The sequence below is a fragment of the Methanomethylovorans sp. genome, assembly GCF_041447285.1.
Classification (GTDB): domain Archaea; phylum Halobacteriota; class Methanosarcinia; order Methanosarcinales; family Methanosarcinaceae; genus Methanomethylovorans.
Map to the genome: position 1 here is coordinate 141,636 of NZ_JBGMEB010000006.1, position 21,598 is coordinate 163,233.

Consider the following 21,598-nt stretch of genomic DNA (forward strand, 5'->3'; position numbering starts at 1 on the left):
ATAATGGTATATGCCTTTTTCGAAATGTTTTGCGATATATTTAATTGTGTGGGTTGCTGACGTAAGTCTTAATTAATTATTCTCCATTATTTTATACCTCCGGCTATCCAAATTTAACTAAACACCCTGCTATACCTCATAGTATTGTGATTAGATCGAACTCCAATCATACGAGAAATGCCAAGATTTTTGAGTTCCTTTGATAATCTTTTTGCTTCTTGGTAAGTATCAACAATAATAGGTTCCATTTCAGAGACATTTTTAGTTTTAACTGGTTTTAGGTTCTTTTTACGTTCTCGGAAGGGGCGGATTATGCCGGAGTCCACGAAGTATTGGCCGAAGATCTTCTTGAAGCCGATCTTAAGGACGCTGCACAGGTCTGCGAGGGGTTTTTTGGCGGCTTCCCAGAGAGAGCGGGTCTTGAAAAAGACCTGGGTGCACTGGTGTCTTACGGTGTCCAGGATGCCTTCGGCTTTCCAGTGGTTGATGTACCGCCACAGGGACCGCTCCGGGATCTCGGTGCCTTCCTGGATGTCCCGGAAGTCTGCACAGCCTTCGGATTGCAGGGCTATGAATGCCAGGGCCTTGATGGCCTGCATGTTCTCCCCAAGGTCTATGTGCTGCACGCCGGATGTGGTGGTCTTGTAGTCCCACTGCGGAAGATCATAGCGGTATTCAAAGATCTTCTCGGCATCGAAATAAGAATCAGAGACGTATTCAATGGGACCTATGAAGTTGATGAGCTTGATAAGCAGGTTATCCAGATCCTTCTTGAGGTTCAGGTATTGGTTGATGGAAGGGTTCTGTTCTGAGTCCGACTTGAGGAATACCTCAAGTTTTGGGTGTCTTAAGGGATCTTCCGGTCTGCGGTCCAGGAAATTGGTGATCCTGTACGATTTGACAGAGTGATGATATTCTGTATTGATATTGCATACCGAGAAATTGGGATTATCGAGCTTGTACATATCGTACTTGCCGGAGCGCAGCGTTTTAACTAGCTTGGAATCTCCCAGCATGGACGACTCCTTTTCTATGGCCTGGAGCATGGTTACCATATCATGCTCGTGCTTTTCATGATACCGGATATGGCGGGCCATCTGGTAGATGGTGGACCTTGAACGGTCGATAGAGTGTTGAAACCTGTCTGCATCGATGTACCGCATGAACTCCCAGATAATATTGAAATGCTCATCCAGGTCGATGTAAGATGACTGGATGTGGATGTTCACACCCACAGAAGGTAGGTTAAGCAGTTTACCTGTCTTTGTTTTCGTACCTTTGCCAAACAAAGGCTTGATGGTATAAGTGCATTTACTGGCACCTTCCTTATCGGTCCATTGCAGCATATACTCAAAGGCCAGTTTCTTGGTTTTTGGATTGTACAGTCCGCCCTGCTTGCTCCAGAACTTGAAGACCCGGTCCCCTAATTTGATATGGTGGTTGTAGCGGTCTGTGACATTGTCAGAGTAGTAACTGACCACCGCATAATAAAAGTCCAGGTCTGTTACATGGAAGTAACAGCCGAACTCATGAGTGACCGGCAGGGCGAACTTGTGCAGCATACGCAGGTAAATTAAACTGGAGGGTCTGCTTGCGATCAGTCCGCTGCTGGCCTGATGATACCATACGGCCCTTTATCATCATGGCCAAGCTCGAACCTGACACACCTTACCTTAAGATTCCCTTCCAGATCCTTGATCCCCAGGGAACAGGCCAGCTCTGACGGCAGGGTTACATACATCCCGCTGCCGTTATTGTGCTTGATACGGTATTTTGCTCGTGCCATCACACCACCCCTGCAAGCTGGAATAGGGAAGATCCCCACAGGATCACAAGCATATTGCTGACCGTGGCGATCACTCCAATACCTGCTATGGAGTGCCTGCAGATATCCCAGGAAAGCTTTCTTTGTTGCAGGGATCTGTAGACAACAAACAGCAGGATTAGAAAGACCAGCTTCAGGATAACCGCTATTGTAAAGCTTATCAGGAAAGGATTTGCTTCATAAGCACCCAGTCTTAAGGCTGCCTGGGTACTGATCAGGTCCCCTATGATATAGAAGAAGATGATGTACCTAACCTCATGCAGAAAAGAGGATATGACAGGTATCATCTTGATACCTCTTTTTGTTCGGGGACAGGGATCAGCATCACTCTATGCTTCTGTGAAGTGTAGAACACTCCCTCGCTAAATCCCAGTATCTCCTCTGTGGATCCGGAATGTTCCTTGAAAGGCCGCAGGATAAGCCTTGACATCACGCCACCCCCGCGAGATGTTTAATTGTTCTTGCTACACGCTTGTTCCAGTCAGAACCAAACTCAGCATCATTGTCAATGAGGTCTCTGTTGTCATCGTAGATAAGACAGGCTATATCGCGGGATCTTTCAGAAATGTCTTTCAGAGAGGCTTCACAGCCTCTGACAGACATAGCTGAAGCTACGTCTAATGAGTTTTCAATATTCGACATAATAGTTTGCTCCTTAGTTTACGTCATGTTGGCGCATGACAATGTAAAAATTGGTGGAATAATATATAAGAGTTACTATTGAAATTGGAGAGAAGGGATTATTTACCTAGTTTAAGTAGAAGTGATGTTAAACTGTTTAGATTGTTTATATAATCTGGATGCCCAGAACCAAGTGTTTTTTCAAGGATTGTTAGAACGCGTTCGTATAGAGGTAATGCTTGCTCATACTTTCCCATTGATTTATAATGTTCAGCCAGATTGCTAAGGGTATTTGCAACATCTGGATGTTCAGTACCAAGCGTTTCCTCACGAATTACCAGAGCACGTTCGTACAGAGGTAATGCCTGATCATACTTTCCCATTGAATCATAGAGGCCAGCCAGATTATTGAGGATAGTTGCAACATTCGGATGCTCAGTACCAAACTTTTCCTCAAGAATTGTGAGAGCGCGTTGGCACAGAGGTAATGCTTTTTCAGACTTTTCCATTGAATAATAGAGTAAAGCTAGACTGTTAAGGCTGTTTGCAACATCTGGATGTTCAGAACCAAGTGTTTTCTCACGGATTGCCAGAGCGCGTTGGCACAGAGGTAATGCATCTTCACACCTTCCCATTGATCTATAAAGTTCAGCTAGATTGTTAAGGCTAATTGCAACATCAGGATGCTCAGAGCCAAGTGTTTTCTCACGGATTGCCAGAGCGCGTCCGTACAGAGGTAATGCTTGCTCATATCTTCCTTTGGAATAATGTATCCCAGCCAGATTATTGAGGCTGGCTGCAACATTCGGATGCTCAGTACCAAACTTTTCCTCAAGAATTGCAAGAGATCGCTGGTACAAAGGCAATGCTTCCTTATACCTTCCTATTGATTCATATAGTCCAGCCAGATTGTTGAGGCTGGTTGCTACATCTGGATGCTTATTCCCAAGCATTTTCTCACTTATTGCAAGAGATCGTTGGTACAGAGGCAATGCTTCTTCATACCTTCCCTTTAATTTATAGAGGCCAGCCAGATTATTGAGGCTGATTGCAACATCTGGATGCTCAGTACCAAGTGTTTTCTCACGTGTTGCTAGGGAGCGTTCGTACAGAGGTAATGCTTGCTCATACCTTCCTGCAGAATGATAGAGTAAAGCCAGATTGTTGAGGCTGGTTGCAACATCAGGGTGCTCAGAACCAAGTGTTGTCTCAAGGATGTTAAGAATGCCATCTGATAAAGGAATTAAGAAATGCCACAATCCAGCTTTATTGAATATTTCCCTTCTTTTAGAGAACCACGAGAACAAATATTCAATTTCTATGAATTGTTTTCCATGATAAAAAGCTTCATTAAAGGCAGTTTTGTGTATCTCTTGTATATTTTTAATATCAATAGCATCTAGCTGTTGATTATAGTAATTGAACAAAAAAGTGTGAACTTTTTCTTTCTGTTCTGGTTTTTGATTTTCTTGAAGGCTTTTCCTCATTAATGGATACATATTCCATTTCCCATCACTATTTTCTTTCATGAAAGAAAAGCGATGCAACTCATCGAATGCTCCTTCTGATTTAGGATAATTTGTTCCGAATTCGTCAATTAAGAGATTAAACAAATTATGATCCCATAAATTTGCATTAGATAATATTAGCAAAGTTGATCTTTCAGCCGCATCCAGATAATGGAAAAAACTATCGAATATTTCAGAACGGGTTTTTGGAAAATCTTCAGGTACTGGTTCTCTTTTGGCCTTAATATTCCAGTACGTGTCTACTGAAAGGGCAAGATAAAATGGATAACATTCACTTGCTTCAATAATTAGAGATTGAATCTCTTTTTCATCTACTCCACATAACTCTAAAAATTCAGTACAATACTCCTTAGGAAGAATTCCAATTTCATACTGAGCTAGGTTATTATCCCATTCGTTGCCTATTTCATTCCATCTGAGCTTATTTTGTCCGCAGATAATCCAGGAAATCTTTTCATAACATTCCATGTTTTTAGAACATTCTATAATACTTCTTATCCATTCATCCCTTGAATTGAAATTGCCTATATCTCTTGCTTCTTCCCAGAGTGCTTCATATGTATCAATGAAAATAACTGCTGTTTTTGATTTATTTTCAAAATGATCTTTTAAATCTTTGAAGAAAAATATCGACAATAGATGTTCAATTTGAACTGGAGTAGCTTCCTCCAATATATATTTAAATTTAAGACCTTCTTCTATCCACCATTTTTTGAGCATCGCAGGAGCATGAAGTAGATAGTTGTAAATATCTACAACCGATTTGAGGGGCGTATCTCCTTTAATGGTTCCTTGCATGAAGTCAATAGTACCATGATCTTCAATCGAACTATATTTTTCTTTTAAAATAGCCTTCTCGGGATTGTTTTTTCTCATATAGTATTTAAGTACAATATCGAAATAATCGAATTTGACCTTATAGTTCTTAACTAATTGATTGCGCAGAGAAAAAAGGAAAGTCCCTATTTCTCGTTGCGTTTTAGCGTTAAAATCAACATTTACCCAAATAACGTCCGGGTATTCGTCTGTTAATATACTTTGAAGTTCTTGCTGTAATTTGCTCTTTCCAATCCCTGAAATTCCCCAGTAATGGAGAACATTGTACTTCTTTTGTTCAGAATTCTCCAGAAAGTCTTGGAAGATCCGTTTGCATTCTTCTCTATCTACAAAAGGAAATTTTCTCAGAGAATAAGAGCTTGAAGCAATTACCACACTTTACACCTCTAGCAAGTAAGCAGTGGAACAATATAACCATTTTTATTTTTGCAAGCAGAGCATAAAAAGATCCTTGTATTATGGGCAATTATACGTTTCATTATAATCTATTAAAATATAGAAAATATTATAATACTGGGCGTATAGTATATTATTTATGAGCTTATCACGGAAAATAGGAAAAATAATTGATGTAATACTTGAAGATGGAAATGTCGAAAAAGGTGATGAGTTTGAGAAGTATGTTGTAGATCTTTTTGATGAGAATTACTTCTCGGTTGAACAATGGACAACAGATATCGCAAGAAAACATGACCGTTTTGTTGAATCAGATTGTAATCCAGATCTGGTGATGCGATATACTTATAAAGGCAGAGATGAACGTTTCTGTGTCGAGTGTAAATTCAGATCGGACTTATATCAGGACAAGCTTAACTGGACAAATCCTGAACAGTTAGAAAGATACAGGGAATATGAACGGGAAAGTGGTCTTCCATTCTTTGTTGTTATTGGCTTGGGAGGAGAGCCTGACTATCCGGAAAGAATGTTCTGTATTCCTCTTGAAGAAGCAAATTATCCTGCTCTTTATCCAAGTGTCTTTGAAAGGTTCGAAAGAGATCCGGAAAAACCCTTTTTCTGGAGTAATGGGTATTTGTCATGATCCTACTTGCTAGAGAGACACTCTATCCTTTCTTTTTTAACCTTCATTTTACTCCTTTCTCTAGGTTTACAAATGTCCTATAACAGGCAAATCTCATCATAATGAGAATAAGCATATCTAATAGTATAGAAATGATTATATACTTATTTTGAGAAGGTATGTATCAGATCAATAGCAAGGTGACGGAACCACAAAGAGATTCAAAAGGTCGAAAGTGGGTTCCTCGCCTGAAAAAAGAAAGAGGAGAAAAACAATCATGGAATTTATAACTGTAACCTGTCAGAACTGTGGTAGCAAGATGTATGTTCAGAGCAAATCAGCACGCAATGAAATGTACTGTACTATCCACTGCCTAGAGACAGGTACCTCATCAAAGATCTAAGTGTTCGATATGAACACCTACACCTCATCTTTTTTATGACTTCTTTTCACTCTAAAACTTGGTAATTAGCTCTTATAAAAAACTGACAATTGTCAGATAAGAGATTTAATTAATAACTGTTAAATAAGACCATAGCATTTTTGGAATAGGGCATGGTGCTATTTGTTGGCGCAAATAGCTTCATCATGATTACCTATTATCCAGGTCTCGACAACCTGGATAGTTTGCTCCAATCACGGACATGCCCCCCTTAATCTGTAAAACTCAAAGGTTTTATAGATTGTTGAAGCGAAGTGAAAGTAATAAAAAGCATAGCACTGTGCGTATGGCTTCCCCCCTCGGCGCTACTATTTTTATGCTCTGAACTTTAACTTATATCTTTTTTGTCCATCTCAAAAATCGAATGTTAACCATTATTTATCGTTAAATGTGAGAATATTAGTTAATTCTGCCATGTTTATGAACCAATCTATCAGATGTCCGGAAATGCTTGTTTTAGTCGGGAAAAGAGGCAATTTATCCCGCTTGAACCAGCCGGCATCTATTATTTCTTTGCCGTCGACACATATTTCTCCGTCTGCATAGTCCGCAATGAAACCAATCATGAGGGAGTTTGGAAATGGCCAGGGTTGGCTTGCGAAATATCTTATGTTTTTGATTTTCAACCCTACTTCTTCCATCACTTCTCTTTTTACGGCATGCTCAAGAGTTTCTCCGGGTTCTACAAAACCTGCAAGTATACTGTACATATCTGGTCTGAAGTGAGATGAACGGGCCAGAAGCACTTCATCCTCTTTCATCACCAACACTATAATGGCCGGAGATATGCGTGGATATACGAAAAAATCACATTTTGGACACTTTTTACCCCTATCCTCCAAGTTTTGCATGACGCTTCCACACCGCCCACAAAACTTGCTGGTGAGTTCAAAATCTACGAGTTGCACAGCTCTTCCGGCAAGGGCCAGCATCCTTTCATCAACTTGTCCTATAAGGTCTCTCAAGAGAACCAGTTGCAGGCCTTCAGGCAATTCTTCGTGAGACTCAAGTCCTACAGCATAACAAAGTTTTTCGTTAAGCTCTCCTACATATTGGATGATCTTTTTGTCTTTTCCATATTCAACATTCTTGTGAAGAATTGTTGGAGAATCAGATGGGTTTGCAGGATATGTTACTACTTTTCCATTATGGATGTATATGTAACAAGCAGGTCTCTCTTTTGAATTAGCGGGTAATGGATAAGTAAAATCAAGCTCATCATTGGAGAAAGGCATTCTTTGGCACATACGGTGATAATATCTATTTTGTCAATTTAATCTATTGGTCATATAAATAATAAAAAGGAAAAAAGGTAAAGGTCATGTGAATAAAAGGATTTTATAGTCCTTTCTTTTTGATCCTCTTATCTATTTTTTTGCTTTTTTTGATCATTGAATGTCCAATTCCAAATACTATCAAAGCGACGGCAAGTCCAATTCCTACATAGGGCAGCATACTTTTCTTTTTTACTTCAAATTCAAGCTCTTGAGTTCCAACATTTGCTTCATAATTACCTTCTTCTGGAGACATATAAGTAAAATTCAACAAAGCAGTTTCTCCAATTTCCAGGGCAACTGTCTGAGTATCAACCACCGATCCATTGATCTTTAGTTCTACTTTTTCTTCTCCTGCTGCAGTGCCTATGTTGGTTATCTCTGCTGAAAGGCTCATGTTTTCTTCTTCTGTAGGATCAATGGGCATGATTTGAATTCCGGAATATACGAATTTAGGCTCACGAACAATGACCTCTAGGTTGTATTCCGCAGGGAGGAACCCATCAGGAACCGTTTTTATCTTGTGAATTCCTGGATCTTTTACTTTATATTCCAGTTTTCCTTCATCAGAGGTGTTACCAATGATCTTTCCATCATATACTAATTGTACTCCAGGCACGGATTCTCCAGTTAAAGATTTTACAGTGGATAGTGTGACTTCGTCTCCTTCATACACTTTTTCAGCAGATATCTCTATTCTTATCTTTCGAGTTTCATCATCTCTTGCAATAACTTCTATTTCCTTTGATGCTGATACAAATCCATCCTTAGAGGCAATGATCTTAAACTTGCCACCTTTGGATGCAGCGTATTTAAGAACGCCTCCCTCTGAAGTTGTACCTAATTCTTCTTGGTTGACAGTAACAACAGCATTTCCTACAGCTCCTCCCCGTGAGGAAACTTCTATGCTGACAGCTTCTCCTTCTATGATCGTTTTAGGAATGTCAATGTCTAGTGATTCAAGAGGGGTTGTATTTTTCTCTATGAATGGGTAATACCTTAGGTCATTGGAATCTGCTACACGGAATTGCATGTTGCCCATGATATCTATTGATTTATCTCTTGAAAGAGAGATATCATCTGTGTTTTTCATGGTGATGCCATCAGCAGAAAAATCAGTCACTTCCATTATTCCATATTTTTCTTTGGTGTCTATAGCTATATATTCCTGGGAAATCTGGAATATTCCTTTAATAAAAACAGCATTAGTTTCAGTTCCTTTGAAAATGTCCTGTATGTGTACAATTATCAAGGGTACATCTTCGATACTACCTATATTTGCTCTATACACATAATCTTCGTTTGAAGCGACTGTGCCACTATCGAGAACGCTACCATTTTTGTAAAGAGAAACAAATACACTGCTCCCCTTAGTATCTACTTCGTTTACTTCTAATTCATAGCCTTCTTCCAATAGTAATGAAGATCCTGAATATACTCTTTTTTTCTCTTCGTTATCTATCAGGACTTTGGAAAGCTCGCCATTTGAAACAAGGCTGATCTCATCTGAAAACTCATTCTCAGGGTAGCCTGCAAAGTATTTATCTGCAAGGAACCCTATTACCTCGAATTCACCCCATTGCTCATGTTCGAACCTTACTTCTTCAGGTTTGCTTTTGTACTGAAGTTTATTTTTCTCTATGGTTCTGTCGTCGATCTCTTCAACGGTAAGTGATTCTGTGCCAATACCTTCATCAATGTTATAGTAGAATCCTTCAAAGTTCATGGGTGTCCATTCAAATTCCTCTTCTGCCACTGTGCCTCTGAGGACATAATTTCCGGGATCGGACATTTCTATAAACGGTGCAAATCTAAGTGTATTATTGTTAGCCACCATCAATTTGAGTTTTCCCATAACTTCAAAGGTATCTCCTTTTGTAAGGGTTATCTCTTCCTGGTTCTTCATAGTTATTTTTTCAGGGGATATGGAGGTGACTTCCATTTTTCCATAAGTATCGCTTGAATTGATACTTGAGAGTTCATCAGATATCTGGAATACACCATTTATGAATACTGCATTTGTCTCTGTTCCTTTGAAGATGTCATCTAGATGTACCGTAATGATAGCTACTTCCTCATTTAAGCCCAGGTCTTTCTTATAGGTATAGTCACCATTCGACCCCACAAAATCTGTTTCTATATGTTCTCCATTCTTGCTCAGGTCGATTAGCACTTTTTTCCCATCTTTATCTACTTCTCTTATTTCCAGTTCGTAGCCTTCTTCCAGCATAAGTGAGGAACCAGTGTAAAGCGATTTTCTTTCATTGTTGTCAATCAGTATTTTTGAAAGTTTTTCGTTGGACATAAGGCTAATATTATCGCTGAACTCAGTACCAGAATATCCCGCAAAATATCTTTCAGTCATAAAACCAATTGCTTGATACTCTCCCCAATCATCATATTTGAAATCAGCATTTGTAGGTTTTGTTTCGTAGATAACATTTCCAATACTGATTTTCCTTTCTTCAGTATTATTGAGGTTTACTGTAAGATTTTCGGTTCCTTCTCCTGTATTTACATTATAGCAAAATCCAGAGAAACTCTGGGGTGTCCATATATATTCAGGACTCAAATTTAGATTTTCATCCCATATTCTATTTCCTGTGGAATTTGAAGCAACAGCACCTGCTGTATTACATAACAATATTAGGCAGAATAAAGCTCCGCATACGATAAACTTTTGGAATTCACGCAACTATGACCATCTCCTAAAGAACCATTCAAAGTAAAGAGTTGATCATTGATTCTATCGGTTTTACTCCGAATGGGCATTCATCCTCGGTAGTATCATATAATTAATTATATATTAATATTTATTTATTGGTATGTATATATCTCGTACAATATTCCCGGCTTGCAACTTCACCTGCTTTTCCAAAAAATATTCTCTAGTTCCTTCCTTTTCTACAAATGCTATTTGGATTCAAGCAGCAATAGAGTTATATATCAATATGATATTATGAGCGGCATCAGTTTATATTCCGTTAGGATATGCAGTCCACCCCTTCAAGGGGAGTGTCGGCACGTATGCCGGGGCTACAGGATACAACGTATCCCTAAGGAGGACATATATTATGGCAGATGAAGAAATAAGACATCTAGTCCGTATCATGAATACTGACCTCAAAGGTGAAATGCCTGTTGAGTATGCATTAACTGGTATTCCTGGTATTGGAAGAAGAACCTCTAAGATTCTTGTAGAAAGTACTGGTATCGACCCATCAGCAGTAATCGGTTACCTTTCAGATGAGGATATCGCAAAGCTTGATAAGGCCATTAGTGGCTTTGAGCAATCTATGCCTACATGGATGCTAAACAGGCAGAACGATCTTGTGACCGGTGAGAATAAGCATCTTCTTGGACAGGACATCCTTCTCACATTGAGAGAAGATTTGAACACTCTTAAAAAGATCAGGTGCTATCGTGGTATAAGGCACGAGCGTGGTCTTAAGGTAAGAGGTCAGAGGACAAAGTCCACTGGTAGACGTGGCAGCACCATTGGTGTAAGCAAGAAGAAATGATAGGGTGATTTTATGGGATATCCAGGAAAGAAGAGAAAGAGTTATGATACACCAAAGCATCCTTGGCAGGCTGCCAGGATGGCTGAAGAAGTAGAGCTTATCAAGACCTATGGTCTGCGTAACAAAAGGGAGCTTTGGAAGGCACAGAGTGTCCTGAGGCGCTTTAGGGCAGATGCTCGCAGACTCTTGGCAGAGTCCGCAGAGACTGAACACATGACTGGTCACTTAAAACTTGAATCTGAACAGATCCTTGAAAGGCTTACCAGTTATTCTATATTGAAAGTTGATTCAAAGATTGATGACATTCTTGGACTGAAAGCAAGTGCCCTTCTTGAGCGCAGGTTGCAAACTCAGGTCCACAGGCTTGGACTTGCTCGTACTCCAAAGCAGGCAAGACAGTTCATCACTCATGGTCACATTGCAATCAATGGTCAGAAGGTTACCGTACCTGGAATGATGGTCACAAAGGAACAGGAAATGCACATTGATTATTATGGTACTTCTCCATTGCTTCAGGAGTCTCATCCTGAAAGGCCTGCTCAGGTAGCTAAATCCGTAGCAGGGCAGGAATAAGGAGGTATGAATATGGCAAATGGAATATGGGGTGTTGCTCACATTAAGAGCTCATTCAACAATACTATCATCACTATTACTGATATGACTGGTGCCGAAACAATTGCAAAATCTTCGGGTGGAATGGTTGTAAAGGCAGCACGCGATGAAAGTTCTCCTTACACTGCAATGCAAATGGCAAGCCAGTTGGCTGATACACTCAAAGATAAGAACATTGAGGGTGTACACATAAAAGTACGTGCTCCCGGAGGCAACAAGCAGAGGAGCCCAGGTCCCGGTGCTCAAGCTGCAATCAGAGCTTTTGCAAGAGCAGGTATTAAAATCGGAAGGATTGAGGATGTAACGCCTGTACCACATGATGGTACTCGTCCAAAAGGCGGAAGACGTGTATAATCTCTCCGTTCACGAAGGAAATAAGCATATGACGATGGAAGTAGACATACTGGAGCTCTCCGATAGGTCTGCAAAGTTTGTATTGTCGAACACAACTGCTGCATTTGCAAACGGTATTCGCAGGGCTGTCCTGGCGGACGTTCCTACGATTGCTATCACTGAGGTAAATATTTACAACAATACCTCAGTTTTGTACGATGAGCAGCTTGGCTTACGCCTGGCATTAATCCCTCTTACTTCTAATCTGGAGGATTTTGTTCCTAAGGATGAATGTAATTGTGGTGACTTCTGTCCGGCATGTCAGGTATCTCTCACACTCAGTGCAGAAGGTCCTAGAATAGTTTATTCCAGAGATCTTGTGTCTTCTGACGATAAGGTACAGGCAGCTGATCCAAATGTTCCCATTGCTGATCTGAGGGAAGGACAGAAAATTGTGCTTGAAGCCATAGCTCAAATGGGATATGGTAGCAAGCATTCCAGATGGCAGGCAGGAGTAGCATGTGGTTACAAGAACATGCCAAAGATTGAATTCAATGGCTGTGACCAGTGTGGCGCATGCATAAGCGAATGTCCCGTTGCTATCATTAAAATGGGTGCAAATGGCGCTGAGGTGTCTCAGGAAGATATGCTTAAATGTACTCTTTGCAGATTATGTGAAGGAATTTGTGATATTGATGCTATTGATATCAAAGTTGATGAGCATTCGTTCATCTTTACAATGGAATCAGATGGCTCTTATATCATGAAAGAATTAGTCTTAAACGCCGCTAATATCATAAAAGGTAAAGCCACAAATCTGGCTACGATCTTATCGGCATTGTAAACCAACAGATTTATATAGGAGGTTGCTCTCTCCTATATTGTTCTTTCCCCATGCGCGGGGGTTGCCCAGCCAGGTCAAAGGCGCTAGGTTGAGGGCCTAGTTTCGTAGGAATTCGTGGGTTCGAATCCCATCCCCCGCACTATTAACATAATCTCTTGAGGCTGTTTTACAACCTTTTTGTTCTTCTCTGTTCATCGTTTGCCTTTATTAGGCAACAATGCTTCTTTAGTGCTATAGTTTCATTTGACAGGGTTGTGGTTTACATGATGGCACTTATTCAGTTCAGGATCTATCTAAGGAGTACTGAATTGTTTGAAAATAACGATCTTGGTTTTACTCGCTAGGCTATGGTATATGCCTATAAAAAATAAGTTAGCGGTATGAATACCACTTATTCAGAATGATTCAAAACACTAGTCTGATATTCAAGTCAAATTCCGCGTACGCTGTTTACAGGACAATTATGGACCTTCTCCTTATTCCTGTTCTCTAAAACCTTTAGGAGAATTGCACTCCTCCTTTTCATTACACGCTTCTTTTCCTGGAGACGGTCCTGGTATATTCTTATAGAACGCAGAAAATCGATCTTTCTGAATTCTGGCCAAAATGGGGCACAAAAATACGTAGCACATTCATTGCCAGATGTCTGCCATGGGAGGAAATTAGATACTCTTTCATCTCCTCCTGTACGGATTATAAGGTCCACATTTGGTACAGCATTTCCCACAACTGGGTAGAGATGATTTGAAATGGTGCTCTCTGTGATATCTTCCGGATCAAGCTGCCCATTATCCACTTTTTCAGCGATTTTGCGCACTGCTTGGACTATATCCTGTCTGCCGCCATAAGCAATAGCTACATTAAGATAAAAACGATCGTAGTTTGCAGTACATCTCTCAGCTTCTTTTATAGACCTTTGCAGGCTGGCCGGAAGCATTTGCAAATCACCGATAGCTCTAATATGCATTTCTCTTTTATGGGTACGCTCATCCTGGCAGAGCTCATCAAATTTGAGTCCTATTAATTCAAAGAGCTTTTCTTTCTCGTCTGGAGACCTGTTAAAATTCTCGGTAGAAAATGCATACACAGTAAGTTGCTTAACACCTATTTCATGGGACCATTCCATCACTTTCTCAGTTATGCTGGCACCCTTTGCATGCCCATAATTCGTAAGTTTGCCTACTCTATTGGCATACCTGCGGTTTCCATCCATTATTATTGCAATATGTTCAGGCACATAGGAGTGTGTTACTTCTTTTGAGAGGAAGTGCTCATATGTGCGATATACAATCCCACTTATATAATTTAATATAAAAATCCCGACCTAAGGTTTTTCTCTACCTTTGTGGTATATACTAACATACCAAATTGGTAAATTACTGGTATCAATTCTATAAAAAGATTACTTTGAGGTGTGTCTAAATTAGTCTTTATTAATAATTCTCAAGTACTGAACGAACAACATCTCTGTAATCCTCCTTTAGAAGATATATATTATGGTCTCCTGTCACATCAATACTGAGGATTCCTAATCTTGTGTTCATTAAGCCGACCATGGCCGAAACTCCTCTGTAGCTCACATTAAAATCAGTTTTATTGAGGTACCCGTACACATCACCGGTTGTGAACTTGTTTCCTTCAAGAAAAAGCTGCAATACTACTTTGCGAATGCCGGTATCATCTCTGCTGAGATATTTTATGAGCCTCTCCCTCACGCGGTCCTCTATCGTTTCCAGTACAAACACCTCGTTTTTTTAATATGCTATTTTAGTTTATAAAGTTATTGTGATTTATATAAATTAAACTGCTATTGGTTGCCAAACTGGAAGTACGTATATCATTCTTGCATATATATTTTGGCTTTTAAAGCGGGATTTTTTCAACTATTATCCCTCCGGGAAATGGATATCTTTCAACAATGCACATTTCTTTTACATGCGCTGCGATCTCCATTATGATCTCTTCCAGTATCCAGGGGGCTATGTGTATCTCTTCTTTGTCTATCTGGAATAATTCCTCAGGTACACCTAATAGTGACAGCATATCAGTTACCCGCCCTATTGAATTTTCCTCAGCGTTACACGTTATTACACCATATACAAGGGTTCCATCTTCAGTTACTTCATCAAATTCCCTGGCTGCTCTCTCAGCTATGCGCAGCAGCCTTCTTCGAAGCTGTATAGCATCTTTATATCGGGATGTACATAAGTGTGCCTTTTCAGTGGTCTTTAAAATTTCCATACCAACGGCATATGATCCATCCACAGCATTTGAGATTTCATCCCGCAGCTTATAGCCTCTGAGTTTCATTGCCTCCGAATTTGTATCTGAGAACTCAAGTTCATTCAGATTAACGAAACAGCCCAATTCATTTGCCATTCTGGATACTTCTTGTGCGCCCTCTATCGCCGGGATTTCCAGGCCCGCTTCCATTCCAAGAACCATGGCTTTTTTTATGGAATTTGCATAATTTTCCATATTAATATTCCATATATCTACAGGAGGATGGAACCTTATCTCATCAAGTCCGGATAATGCAAGTTTTTCTAGTATGCTGTCATCTAAAGGTAAGGCAGTGTAGAGATGAATGTGATGCTCTTTTCCAAATTCTGATTTGAGCAGTTTTATATATGCTAGGACTTTCTCAGGTTTAAGCAATGGTTCACCACCGGTAATTCCTGTACCCAGTGCCCCCATCTGTCGTGCTTCCTCTATGATGTCATTATCTGAGTTGACAAGTCTTTCATTAGCAAAGGTAACATCTGCTTTTCTTTCATTAGAAAGTGGGCAATAAAAACAGTTTTTTCCGCAGATGCCAGTTATAAAAAGCACCATTTTAGCTCCTTCCTGGCATAATCTACAGCCTTTGGAAAGATATGAGTAACAAGAATCAGCTTCTCCCTGAGATATATTCAGCATGATGGCGCAACCATGGATCTTATCATATATATCTGTTATTTCGTCCATTCCCCTTAAATACATTTATCTCTTTGCTATTCTGTAGTGTCAAGCAAAGGGTACATAGTAGTTTCCGGCTGTAAAAAATGTGGTAGATGCAGGGCAATTTGTCCAGTTTTTGCTCTTACAAGAAATTCTGATGACAGGCCAAAGATAGACCATGACCTATGTAACCGATGCATGCTTTGTGTTAAATGCTGTCCCAACAAGGCCCTGATCTATATGGAATAACATGTCATAATGATTTGAGGATATCTACCACAGGATCTCCTCAGATAAATCCTCTGAATATTATCCTTGAGGCTATTGCAGAAGCAGAAAACACAATTACTGATATTGGCAATGCTCTGGAAAGCTCGTACATCATTTGGCTTTTATCTCCTCCATACTCGATAGCCGTTGAGAATCGGACAAGTATTGTTGTGATCAATATCAGGTATATGCCTATTGACAGCATGAACACATCCGGGCCAATGGAAAGCTCCAGGCTCTCAGGAGATATATCTGCAGGCCCAGGAATCACGTTTGGCGGCAACCTGGATATGCTGTGTGCCACGTTCTGCAGTATCTTTGCAATGACCTCTGAGAGTGCAATTGTCACTCCTGCGATAAGTGGAGCAAATATGCATGCAGTTGACTTCATTGTAGATGTCATCTCATAAAGTGATTCTTTTATATGCCTCTCAACTTCCTGCAAGTCAGTCATGTGATCCGCAAGTTTCACAATAGCGACACCTGCAGCTTCATGGCTTTTATGTACACTTTCCAGAAATAGTTTCATAGTAGTGTTTATTCTTTCCGAATAGACATTTTTGAATGCACCGTAATCCTCATCGAATATCGCACTATGCAGGTCACATCTCATACATGCAACGTTCATCGCTATTTTTTCAAAGGGTTCAGAGATAGATGCTCCTTTCATATTGGCCGCAGTATGCACAAAAGCCTCTTCTGCAGACCTGCCTTCCGATATTCTCCGGCCCAGGATAAACAACGCATCCACAAATTCATTTTCCATGGCAATTATCTGATCTCTTATTTTCTTGTATGGGGTATATGCGGCATTAAGGTACCACGAAGTGGTAATACTTATACCCACCAGTATCAGTAGTGCCGTAGGTACCAGCCCTTCAAGTACGGCAGTTGAAATCACTCCGTAAGGATTCCCGATATGCACCAATATATATCCCATACTGCAGACAGCAATACCAGTGATCACTGCAAAAAAGAGTTCTTTTTTTCTTTTAGATGGCAAACCTTCCAGTTCAGGATGAGTGTCTGATATTTTCTGGGGAACAAAAGATGCAGGCCTTTGCATAAGCACATATTCTGCGTACATAAAAGTGATCAAAGGCAATACTATGTCATACATCAACACAAGGTTCGTACTTGTAATGCGAATCCCTACAACAGCCATTGCAGGCAGCAACGCGACTAAAGCAAGGGGTATGAGGATGAATATTGAGTATAGTACATAAGTTGGAAGCTTTAGTTTTGCAGCGTACCCTTCCATGAGGTTCCTTGTCCCGTCCAGGATGATATCCAATGACCGGTTGAGGGTCAAAGTACGTTGAGCAGGGTCAGTTTCGCTCATAGAGCTTCTGATCAGATGCAATGACCTTTTGAAATGTTCACTGTTCTTACCCCACATCTCCGAAAACTGGACAACGGCATCGTCCATTCCGGCATATACTCTTAAATGGAGATTCCATAACATTTTCCTCAGATCCCTTGCCAGAGGCCTGTTAGAGTTCTCTGCAGCAAAATGCACAGCCTTTTCCATGTTAGGAACTATCTTCATTGACATTACAACATAGCTCATGACTTCAGGCATATCCCCAAGTGATGTTATTCTCATGTAGCGAGCACGTATCTTGACATATTCACTGAGATACGATAGTCCTACTATCGGTATAATGAAGCTCATCATTACGATTGCTGTGAGTATGCCCGATGAAAATGTTGTGAGCCTGAATAATAAGGCATCTGTAAACAGAACAATAAAAAATATTACTGCAGATCCTATATATGAAAAAAATGTTGTTTCATAAGGTTCCAGGTCAAAGCCCGTGTATACAAGGGAATTAATATACTCCTGGCTGACTGCTTTTTCACTCTTCTTTTTAAATTCCTCATGGTCTTTGATGAATCCAGAGAAATGTCTCCAGGTAAATTTGCATCCTCTATAGTACCAGTTATCATTATGCATCATGGCCACCCTGTACTGCCTCGGCCAATGATTTGGAGCATAATGTTTTGTCTATTGTTTCAATAGACTTTTCTTTACCTTTGGCCACCGCTATCTGTCCGAACCACATACACCATCTCTCATATACCCGCTGCATATCAGGCTTGCCTGCACTCTCTTTTTCCTGTTCCATAAGCATCCAGAACATGTTGTTTGCAGCAGATACCATTTCAGCCTCAAGGAATGCCGGATTCGTTTTACCGTATTCCGCCATCTTAAGTTTCATGCTTGCACGGATACGAATGTTCTTTGAGGCTTCATCCACGGATATACCCCATTTTCGTGCAATTTTCCGGATTAATCCGGACTGTCCTCTGTCAAGAAGGTCCGTTGGTACCAGTGAATTGACCGAGGCATCATAAGTAAGGATGTCAGAAAAGACACTGTATGTATTATCAGAATCCCATACTTCATTCACTTCAGCAACCTGTATTACTTTCCGTCTTGTTGCCATACTGCCTGCTATACGGGTATTGGAACATACTATTACGGCATCTGTAGCTTTGAATGATGCAGGAGGGACTCCAAGGGTATGCACTATTCTTTCGTAAACGGCATTTGTGGATGCACCATGAATGGTTCCTATCACAGAATTGCCTGCAGTGCCGACCTGCATGGCTTCATACAACATTGCGACTTCAGGTCCTCTAACTTCACCTATCACAAGAGAGGAACTGCCAAGCCTTAAGGATGCACGCAGGGCTGTGGCAGGTTCAATCTCAATACTTGACTTTACTATGGAAGATTGAGCATTCAGGCCCTGTGCTTTCCATCCAAGCTTTTGTAATTGTTCAAGCGGTATCTCAGGTGTATCTTCTATGGTCAGTATTCTGTATTTCTGGGGCATTTCCATAAGCATGGCACATAAAAGAGATGTTTTACCTGCCCCCACTCCTCCGGCTATGAGCACTGATGCATGCCCGTCCATCATAAAGCTGAGCAGACCTGCTGTAAGGGGAGTTATGGCCCCACTATTGATAAGTTTGGGCAGCGTCCAGGGAGTCTTTGCATGTTTTCTAAAAGCATAGGCCATTCCTTTTGCACTTAGCGGGTCTCCTATCACCGAGACACGCACTCCGTATTCTTTAAGTGCCATTTCCAGAACAGGCGTAGCTTCTCCAAAAGGTCTTCCGCTTATTGTCCTGAATCTTGAGACCATGGAGTCCATTTCTTCCTGAGACAGAAAAATGTTGGTAGTGCATTCTTCACCATTCATTACCACATTAACAGGATTCTTATCTGCAGGAGCATTGACATATATGTCCGTAACTCCTTCATCGGATAGCAGATCTTCCAGAATTCCAAGTCCTGTTGTGTACTTTGCCAGCAGGTCAGAATACATGTCCAGTTGAGAAGGTGCCAAAGCCAGTTTTTTGACCGTACATTCTTCATTTAGCAATCTTTTGCAAAGCCTGCGGAAATATTCTCTTGAAAGAGCAGGATCTGCAAAATTCATATCCTCTGGCCGATGCTTTATCATCCGGTTACGCACGCTTTCAATGAGTAGAAGTTCTTCAGGCTGCATATTATATTCTATGGGATTAACCACATACAATTTTTCAGGTTTATCTGTAAACTCATAGATAGATATGGGTAATTTTCTCCCATCATTTCTTTGTACATCATAGCATTCGATGAAAATAGTATTTAATGGCGGCTCAGTATAGATCCTGGAAGTTGAGAACAGAGGCCTTACGTATGGCTGGAAATTTTTCTCGTAATCAAAAGTCCCATCTGCCTCACATCGAAAATTATTCAGCAATGGCAGCATCCTTATTTTTATTTCATGTAATGTGTCCTGAAAAATTTCCTGGCATTTATTGCATTCCAGTTGATTTATTTTTTCGGATTGATGTTCAAATTGTGCTATCGCTATTTCGGTATCCTTATACGCTTTAATTGGTGACTCTTTTGCTGAATTGATTATTCTCTCTATTACTTCTTTCCTATTCTTCGTACAGGTATCTCTGGAATCATATACACAATTGTAAGATACATTGCTGATATTATCATACGGTCGCAAGTAATCTTCTAATCGGGCAAGAGAGTATATTTTTTGGAGAAGATCACCGTCATATTCCCTATCATACAGATTGGACAGTATAAGTCTTTCTGCTACTGTTTCCTTAAGTAGTATCTGGTATATGTTTGATCTGCATACAGGATTATTGAGCGTAGAATCTCTTTTGCATTCTCCACATTCTACAATAATTGTATTTGTATTCCTGTTTTTCTTAATTCTATATGAGCACTCTTTATTTTCTACTTCTTTTTGTTGTGTTATAGAAGCAATTAACTTTTTGAGAGTTAGCCGTGTGCGACCTTTATCAGGCTCATCATGTAATACTAAGCTTGTTTGTCCTTTATTAGCTGGTTTTATCCCAATCTTGGTGACTAAAAGATGTATTTTATTTCTCATATTTTCACATAATTATTATTTTTATATTTGCTCTTTATATGTTAATATATAAAATACCTTTCTATTTGTCAGAGATGAGTAGGGGGTTATCTAATATGTTTTCAGGCAAATTCATCATTGAATACCTGTATAAAAGCAAGAGTATTTATTCTATAAATATTATATAATTAAGTATGAAGCTCATTGTGATGATCCCAGCCTACAATGAAGAAAAAACCATTCAAAAAGTGATCAAAGAGATACCCCGGAAAATACAGGGAATAGATAAGGTAGAAGTTCTTGTCATCAACGACGGATCGACGGACTCTACTGTAAAAGTTGCTTTAGAAGCAGGCGCTGATCATGTTGTATCCCAAAAAGAGAACCGTGGTCTTGCATTAACTTTCCGTAAAGGGCTTGAAGAATGCCTGGAAAGAGGTGCAGATATAATTGTGAATACTGATGCTGATTTCCAATATAACCAAAATCAAATACCGGATCTGGTCGCCCCTATTCTTCAGGGAAAAGCTGACGTAGTATTAGGCTCCCGATTCAGTGGGCATATAGAATATATGCCACCTCAAAAAAAGATTGGCAATATCTTGGCTACTCGCGTGACACGTATGGCTTCCGGTTATCCTGTTACAGATGCACAAACAGGTTTTAGAGCTTTCACAAGGGATGCTGCACTAAGAATGAATATTCTGGCTGACTATACTTATGTCCAGGAAACAATTATGCAGGCTGTTAATCATAACTTGACATTGGTCGAGATTCCAATTGAATTCAGAAAAAGAGACGGTCATTCAAGGCTGATGTCAGGGGTTTTCCATTATGCTCAGCGTGCTACTGCTGTGATCTTGCGCACATACCGTGATTATGAACCAATGAAGGTCTTTGCTTCCATAGGTTTTGTGTTCCTGGTTATTGCAGCACTATCAGGAATAACGGTATTGGCTCAATACCTTACAACCGGTGTTGTAATCCCCAATATCTCTTATGCAATACTTACAACTATGCTATGTTTAACTGGTTTACAGGTCTTTGTTTTCGGTTTGATCGCTGATATGCTGAAATATCAGAGAATACGGGAAGAAGAAATATTGTACCGTTTAAAGAAAATTGAGATGGAATAATT

At 40.1% G+C, this 21,598-nt stretch carries 21 protein-coding genes and 1 tRNA gene; 9 read left to right on the forward strand and 13 right to left on the reverse strand.

The features are described from left to right. Window positions 1-113: 113 nt before the first annotated feature. The 6 genes from ACC612_RS03520 to ACC612_RS03545 all read right to left on the reverse strand — a co-directional run bounded on the left by ACC612_RS03520 (window position 114) and on the right by ACC612_RS03545 (window position 5,187). The gene (locus ACC612_RS03520) at window positions 114-1,562 is read right to left on the reverse strand and encodes a hypothetical protein (protein WP_371853091.1); all 1,449 of its coding nucleotides are present in this window, start codon (window positions 1,560-1,562) and stop codon (window positions 114-116) included. Between the two features lie 35 nt (window positions 1,563-1,597). Then, window positions 1,598-1,786: a hypothetical protein gene (locus tag ACC612_RS03525; RefSeq protein WP_371853092.1), complete on the reverse strand. Its 189-nt coding sequence runs from the start codon at window positions 1,784-1,786 to the stop codon at window positions 1,598-1,600. Continuing rightward, a complete protein-coding gene (locus tag ACC612_RS03530; protein ID WP_371853093.1) occupies window positions 1,786-2,112 on the reverse strand; it encodes a DUF5658 family protein in 327 nt (108 codons plus the stop codon). Before ACC612_RS03530 ends, ACC612_RS03525 begins: the two co-directional genes overlap by 1 nt. Beyond that, window positions 2,109-2,255 carry a hypothetical protein gene (locus ACC612_RS03535; RefSeq protein ID WP_371853094.1) on the reverse strand — a complete coding sequence of 49 codons (147 nt, stop codon included), beginning with the start codon at window positions 2,253-2,255 and terminating at the stop codon, window positions 2,109-2,111. Before ACC612_RS03535 ends, ACC612_RS03530 begins: the two co-directional genes overlap by 4 nt. Next, the gene (locus ACC612_RS03540) at window positions 2,255-2,467 is read right to left on the reverse strand and encodes a hypothetical protein (protein ID WP_371853095.1); all 213 of its coding nucleotides are present in this window, start codon (window positions 2,465-2,467) and stop codon (window positions 2,255-2,257) included. Before ACC612_RS03540 ends, ACC612_RS03535 begins: the two co-directional genes overlap by 1 nt. Before the next feature lie 98 nt (window positions 2,468-2,565). After that, the gene (locus ACC612_RS03545; protein WP_371853096.1) at window positions 2,566-5,187 is read right to left on the reverse strand and encodes a tetratricopeptide repeat protein; all 2,622 of its coding nucleotides are present in this window, start codon (window positions 5,185-5,187) and stop codon (window positions 2,566-2,568) included. A 160-nt stretch (window positions 5,188-5,347) separates the two neighbouring features. Between ACC612_RS03545 and ACC612_RS03550 the strand changes: the two genes are divergently transcribed. Together ACC612_RS03550 and ACC612_RS03555 are read left to right on the forward strand one after the other, a co-directional pair. Beyond that, window positions 5,348-5,851, forward strand: a complete 504-nt coding sequence (locus tag ACC612_RS03550; RefSeq protein ID WP_371853097.1) for a hypothetical protein — start codon at window positions 5,348-5,350, stop codon at window positions 5,849-5,851. Window positions 5,852-6,107: 256 nt separating this feature from the next. Beyond that, window positions 6,108-6,233 (forward strand): hypothetical protein, encoded by a 126-nt coding sequence (locus tag ACC612_RS03555; RefSeq protein WP_371853098.1) that lies wholly within the window; start codon window positions 6,108-6,110, stop codon window positions 6,231-6,233. A 413-nt stretch (window positions 6,234-6,646) separates the two neighbouring features. Here the strand turns inward: ACC612_RS03555 and nudC are convergent, their stop codons facing one another. Together nudC and ACC612_RS03565 are read right to left on the reverse strand one after the other, a co-directional pair. Then, the gene (nudC, locus tag ACC612_RS03560; protein WP_371853099.1) at window positions 6,647-7,519 is read right to left on the reverse strand and encodes an NAD(+) diphosphatase; all 873 of its coding nucleotides are present in this window, start codon (window positions 7,517-7,519) and stop codon (window positions 6,647-6,649) included. A gap of 91 nt (window positions 7,520-7,610) precedes the next feature. Beyond that, the gene (locus ACC612_RS03565; RefSeq protein WP_371853100.1) at window positions 7,611-10,190 is read right to left on the reverse strand and encodes an S-layer protein domain-containing protein; all 2,580 of its coding nucleotides are present in this window, start codon (window positions 10,188-10,190) and stop codon (window positions 7,611-7,613) included. A 430-nt stretch (window positions 10,191-10,620) separates the two neighbouring features. Between ACC612_RS03565 and ACC612_RS03570 the strand changes: the two genes are divergently transcribed. The 5 genes from ACC612_RS03570 to ACC612_RS03590 all read left to right on the forward strand — a co-directional run bounded on the left by ACC612_RS03570 (window position 10,621) and on the right by ACC612_RS03590 (window position 12,995). Continuing rightward, a complete protein-coding gene (locus ACC612_RS03570) occupies window positions 10,621-11,067 on the forward strand; it encodes a 30S ribosomal protein S13 (protein WP_371853101.1) in 447 nt (148 codons plus the stop codon). 12 nt (window positions 11,068-11,079) lie between these two features. Beyond that, the gene (locus ACC612_RS03575) at window positions 11,080-11,640 is read left to right on the forward strand and encodes a 30S ribosomal protein S4 (protein ID WP_371853102.1); all 561 of its coding nucleotides are present in this window, start codon (window positions 11,080-11,082) and stop codon (window positions 11,638-11,640) included. Between the two features lie 12 nt (window positions 11,641-11,652). Beyond that, complete coding sequence (locus ACC612_RS03580; RefSeq protein WP_371853103.1) at window positions 11,653-12,033, forward strand: 30S ribosomal protein S11; 381 nt, start codon at window positions 11,653-11,655, stop codon at window positions 12,031-12,033. 28 nt (window positions 12,034-12,061) lie between these two features. Further along, entirely contained in the window at window positions 12,062-12,856 is a 795-nt protein-coding gene (locus ACC612_RS03585) for a DNA-directed RNA polymerase subunit D (RefSeq protein WP_371853104.1), read from the forward strand. 54 nt (window positions 12,857-12,910) lie between these two features. Then, window positions 12,911-12,995, forward strand: a tRNA-Leu gene (locus tag ACC612_RS03590). 291 nt (window positions 12,996-13,286) lie between these two features. On the opposite strand, the gene uppS is transcribed toward ACC612_RS03590, so the two are convergent. The 3 genes from uppS to ACC612_RS03605 all read right to left on the reverse strand — a co-directional run bounded on the left by uppS (window position 13,287) and on the right by ACC612_RS03605 (window position 15,823). Then, a complete protein-coding gene (gene uppS, locus ACC612_RS03595) occupies window positions 13,287-14,093 on the reverse strand; it encodes a polyprenyl diphosphate synthase (protein ID WP_371853105.1) in 807 nt (268 codons plus the stop codon). A 196-nt stretch (window positions 14,094-14,289) separates the two neighbouring features. Continuing rightward, on the reverse strand, window positions 14,290-14,601 hold the full coding sequence (locus tag ACC612_RS03600; RefSeq protein ID WP_371853106.1) for a DUF2551 domain-containing protein: 312 nt from the start codon (window positions 14,599-14,601) through the stop codon (window positions 14,290-14,292). A 118-nt stretch (window positions 14,602-14,719) separates the two neighbouring features. Next, window positions 14,720-15,823 carry a radical SAM protein gene (locus ACC612_RS03605; protein ID WP_371853107.1) on the reverse strand — a complete coding sequence of 368 codons (1,104 nt, stop codon included), beginning with the start codon at window positions 15,821-15,823 and terminating at the stop codon, window positions 14,720-14,722. A 36-nt stretch (window positions 15,824-15,859) separates the two neighbouring features. On the opposite strand from ACC612_RS03605, the gene ACC612_RS03610 reads away from it, so the two are divergent. Continuing rightward, window positions 15,860-16,045, forward strand: a complete 186-nt coding sequence (locus tag ACC612_RS03610) for an ATP-binding protein (RefSeq protein WP_371853108.1) — start codon at window positions 15,860-15,862, stop codon at window positions 16,043-16,045. A 40-nt stretch (window positions 16,046-16,085) separates the two neighbouring features. Here ACC612_RS03610 and ACC612_RS03615 read toward each other — a convergent pair whose 3' ends face one another. Both ACC612_RS03615 and ACC612_RS03620 read right to left on the reverse strand, forming a co-directional pair. Then, window positions 16,086-18,023 (reverse strand): hypothetical protein, encoded by a 1,938-nt coding sequence (locus ACC612_RS03615; RefSeq protein WP_371853109.1) that lies wholly within the window; start codon window positions 18,021-18,023, stop codon window positions 16,086-16,088. After that, complete coding sequence (locus ACC612_RS03620) at window positions 18,016-20,481, reverse strand: ATPase, T2SS/T4P/T4SS family (RefSeq protein ID WP_371853111.1); 2,466 nt, start codon at window positions 20,479-20,481, stop codon at window positions 18,016-18,018. Before ACC612_RS03620 ends, ACC612_RS03615 begins: the two co-directional genes overlap by 8 nt. 173 nt (window positions 20,482-20,654) lie before the next feature. Between ACC612_RS03620 and ACC612_RS03625 the strand changes: the two genes are divergently transcribed. Beyond that, a complete protein-coding gene (locus ACC612_RS03625) occupies window positions 20,655-21,596 on the forward strand; it encodes a glycosyltransferase family 2 protein (protein ID WP_371853112.1) in 942 nt (313 codons plus the stop codon). The last annotated feature ends 2 nt before the right edge of the window (window positions 21,597-21,598 follow it).

Excerpts from the sequence above, each read along its gene's own strand:
- ACC612_RS03520 (WP_371853091.1), bottom strand. The coding sequence starts at position 1,562 with ATGCTGCACAAGTTCGCCCTGCCGGTCACTCATGAGTTCGGCTGTTAC.
- ACC612_RS03525 (WP_371853092.1), bottom strand. The coding sequence starts at position 1,786 with ATGGCACGAGCAAAATACCGTATCAAGCACAATAACGGCAGCGGGATG.
- ACC612_RS03530 (WP_371853093.1), bottom strand. The coding sequence starts at position 2,112 with ATGATACCTGTCATATCCTCTTTTCTGCATGAGGTTAGGTACATCATC.
- ACC612_RS03535 (WP_371853094.1), bottom strand. The coding sequence starts at position 2,255 with ATGTCAAGGCTTATCCTGCGGCCTTTCAAGGAACATTCCGGATCCACA.
- ACC612_RS03540 (WP_371853095.1), bottom strand. The coding sequence starts at position 2,467 with ATGTCGAATATTGAAAACTCATTAGACGTAGCTTCAGCTATGTCTGTC.
- ACC612_RS03550 (WP_371853097.1), top strand. The coding sequence starts at position 5,348 with ATGAGCTTATCACGGAAAATAGGAAAAATAATTGATGTAATACTTGAA.
- ACC612_RS03555 (WP_371853098.1), top strand. The coding sequence starts at position 6,108 with ATGGAATTTATAACTGTAACCTGTCAGAACTGTGGTAGCAAGATGTAT.
- nudC (WP_371853099.1), bottom strand. The coding sequence starts at position 7,519 with ATGTGCCAAAGAATGCCTTTCTCCAATGATGAGCTTGATTTTACTTAT.
- ACC612_RS03570 (WP_371853101.1), top strand. The coding sequence starts at position 10,621 with ATGGCAGATGAAGAAATAAGACATCTAGTCCGTATCATGAATACTGAC.
- ACC612_RS03575 (WP_371853102.1), top strand. The coding sequence starts at position 11,080 with ATGGGATATCCAGGAAAGAAGAGAAAGAGTTATGATACACCAAAGCAT.
- ACC612_RS03580 (WP_371853103.1), top strand. The coding sequence starts at position 11,653 with ATGGCAAATGGAATATGGGGTGTTGCTCACATTAAGAGCTCATTCAAC.
- ACC612_RS03585 (WP_371853104.1), top strand. The coding sequence starts at position 12,062 with ATGACGATGGAAGTAGACATACTGGAGCTCTCCGATAGGTCTGCAAAG.
- ACC612_RS03605 (WP_371853107.1), bottom strand. The coding sequence starts at position 15,823 with ATGGACGAAATAACAGATATATATGATAAGATCCATGGTTGCGCCATC.
- ACC612_RS03615 (WP_371853109.1), bottom strand. The coding sequence starts at position 18,023 with ATGCATAATGATAACTGGTACTATAGAGGATGCAAATTTACCTGGAGA.
- ACC612_RS03620 (WP_371853111.1), bottom strand. The coding sequence starts at position 20,481 with ATGAGAAATAAAATACATCTTTTAGTCACCAAGATTGGGATAAAACCA.
- ACC612_RS03625 (WP_371853112.1), top strand. The coding sequence starts at position 20,655 with ATGAAGCTCATTGTGATGATCCCAGCCTACAATGAAGAAAAAACCATT.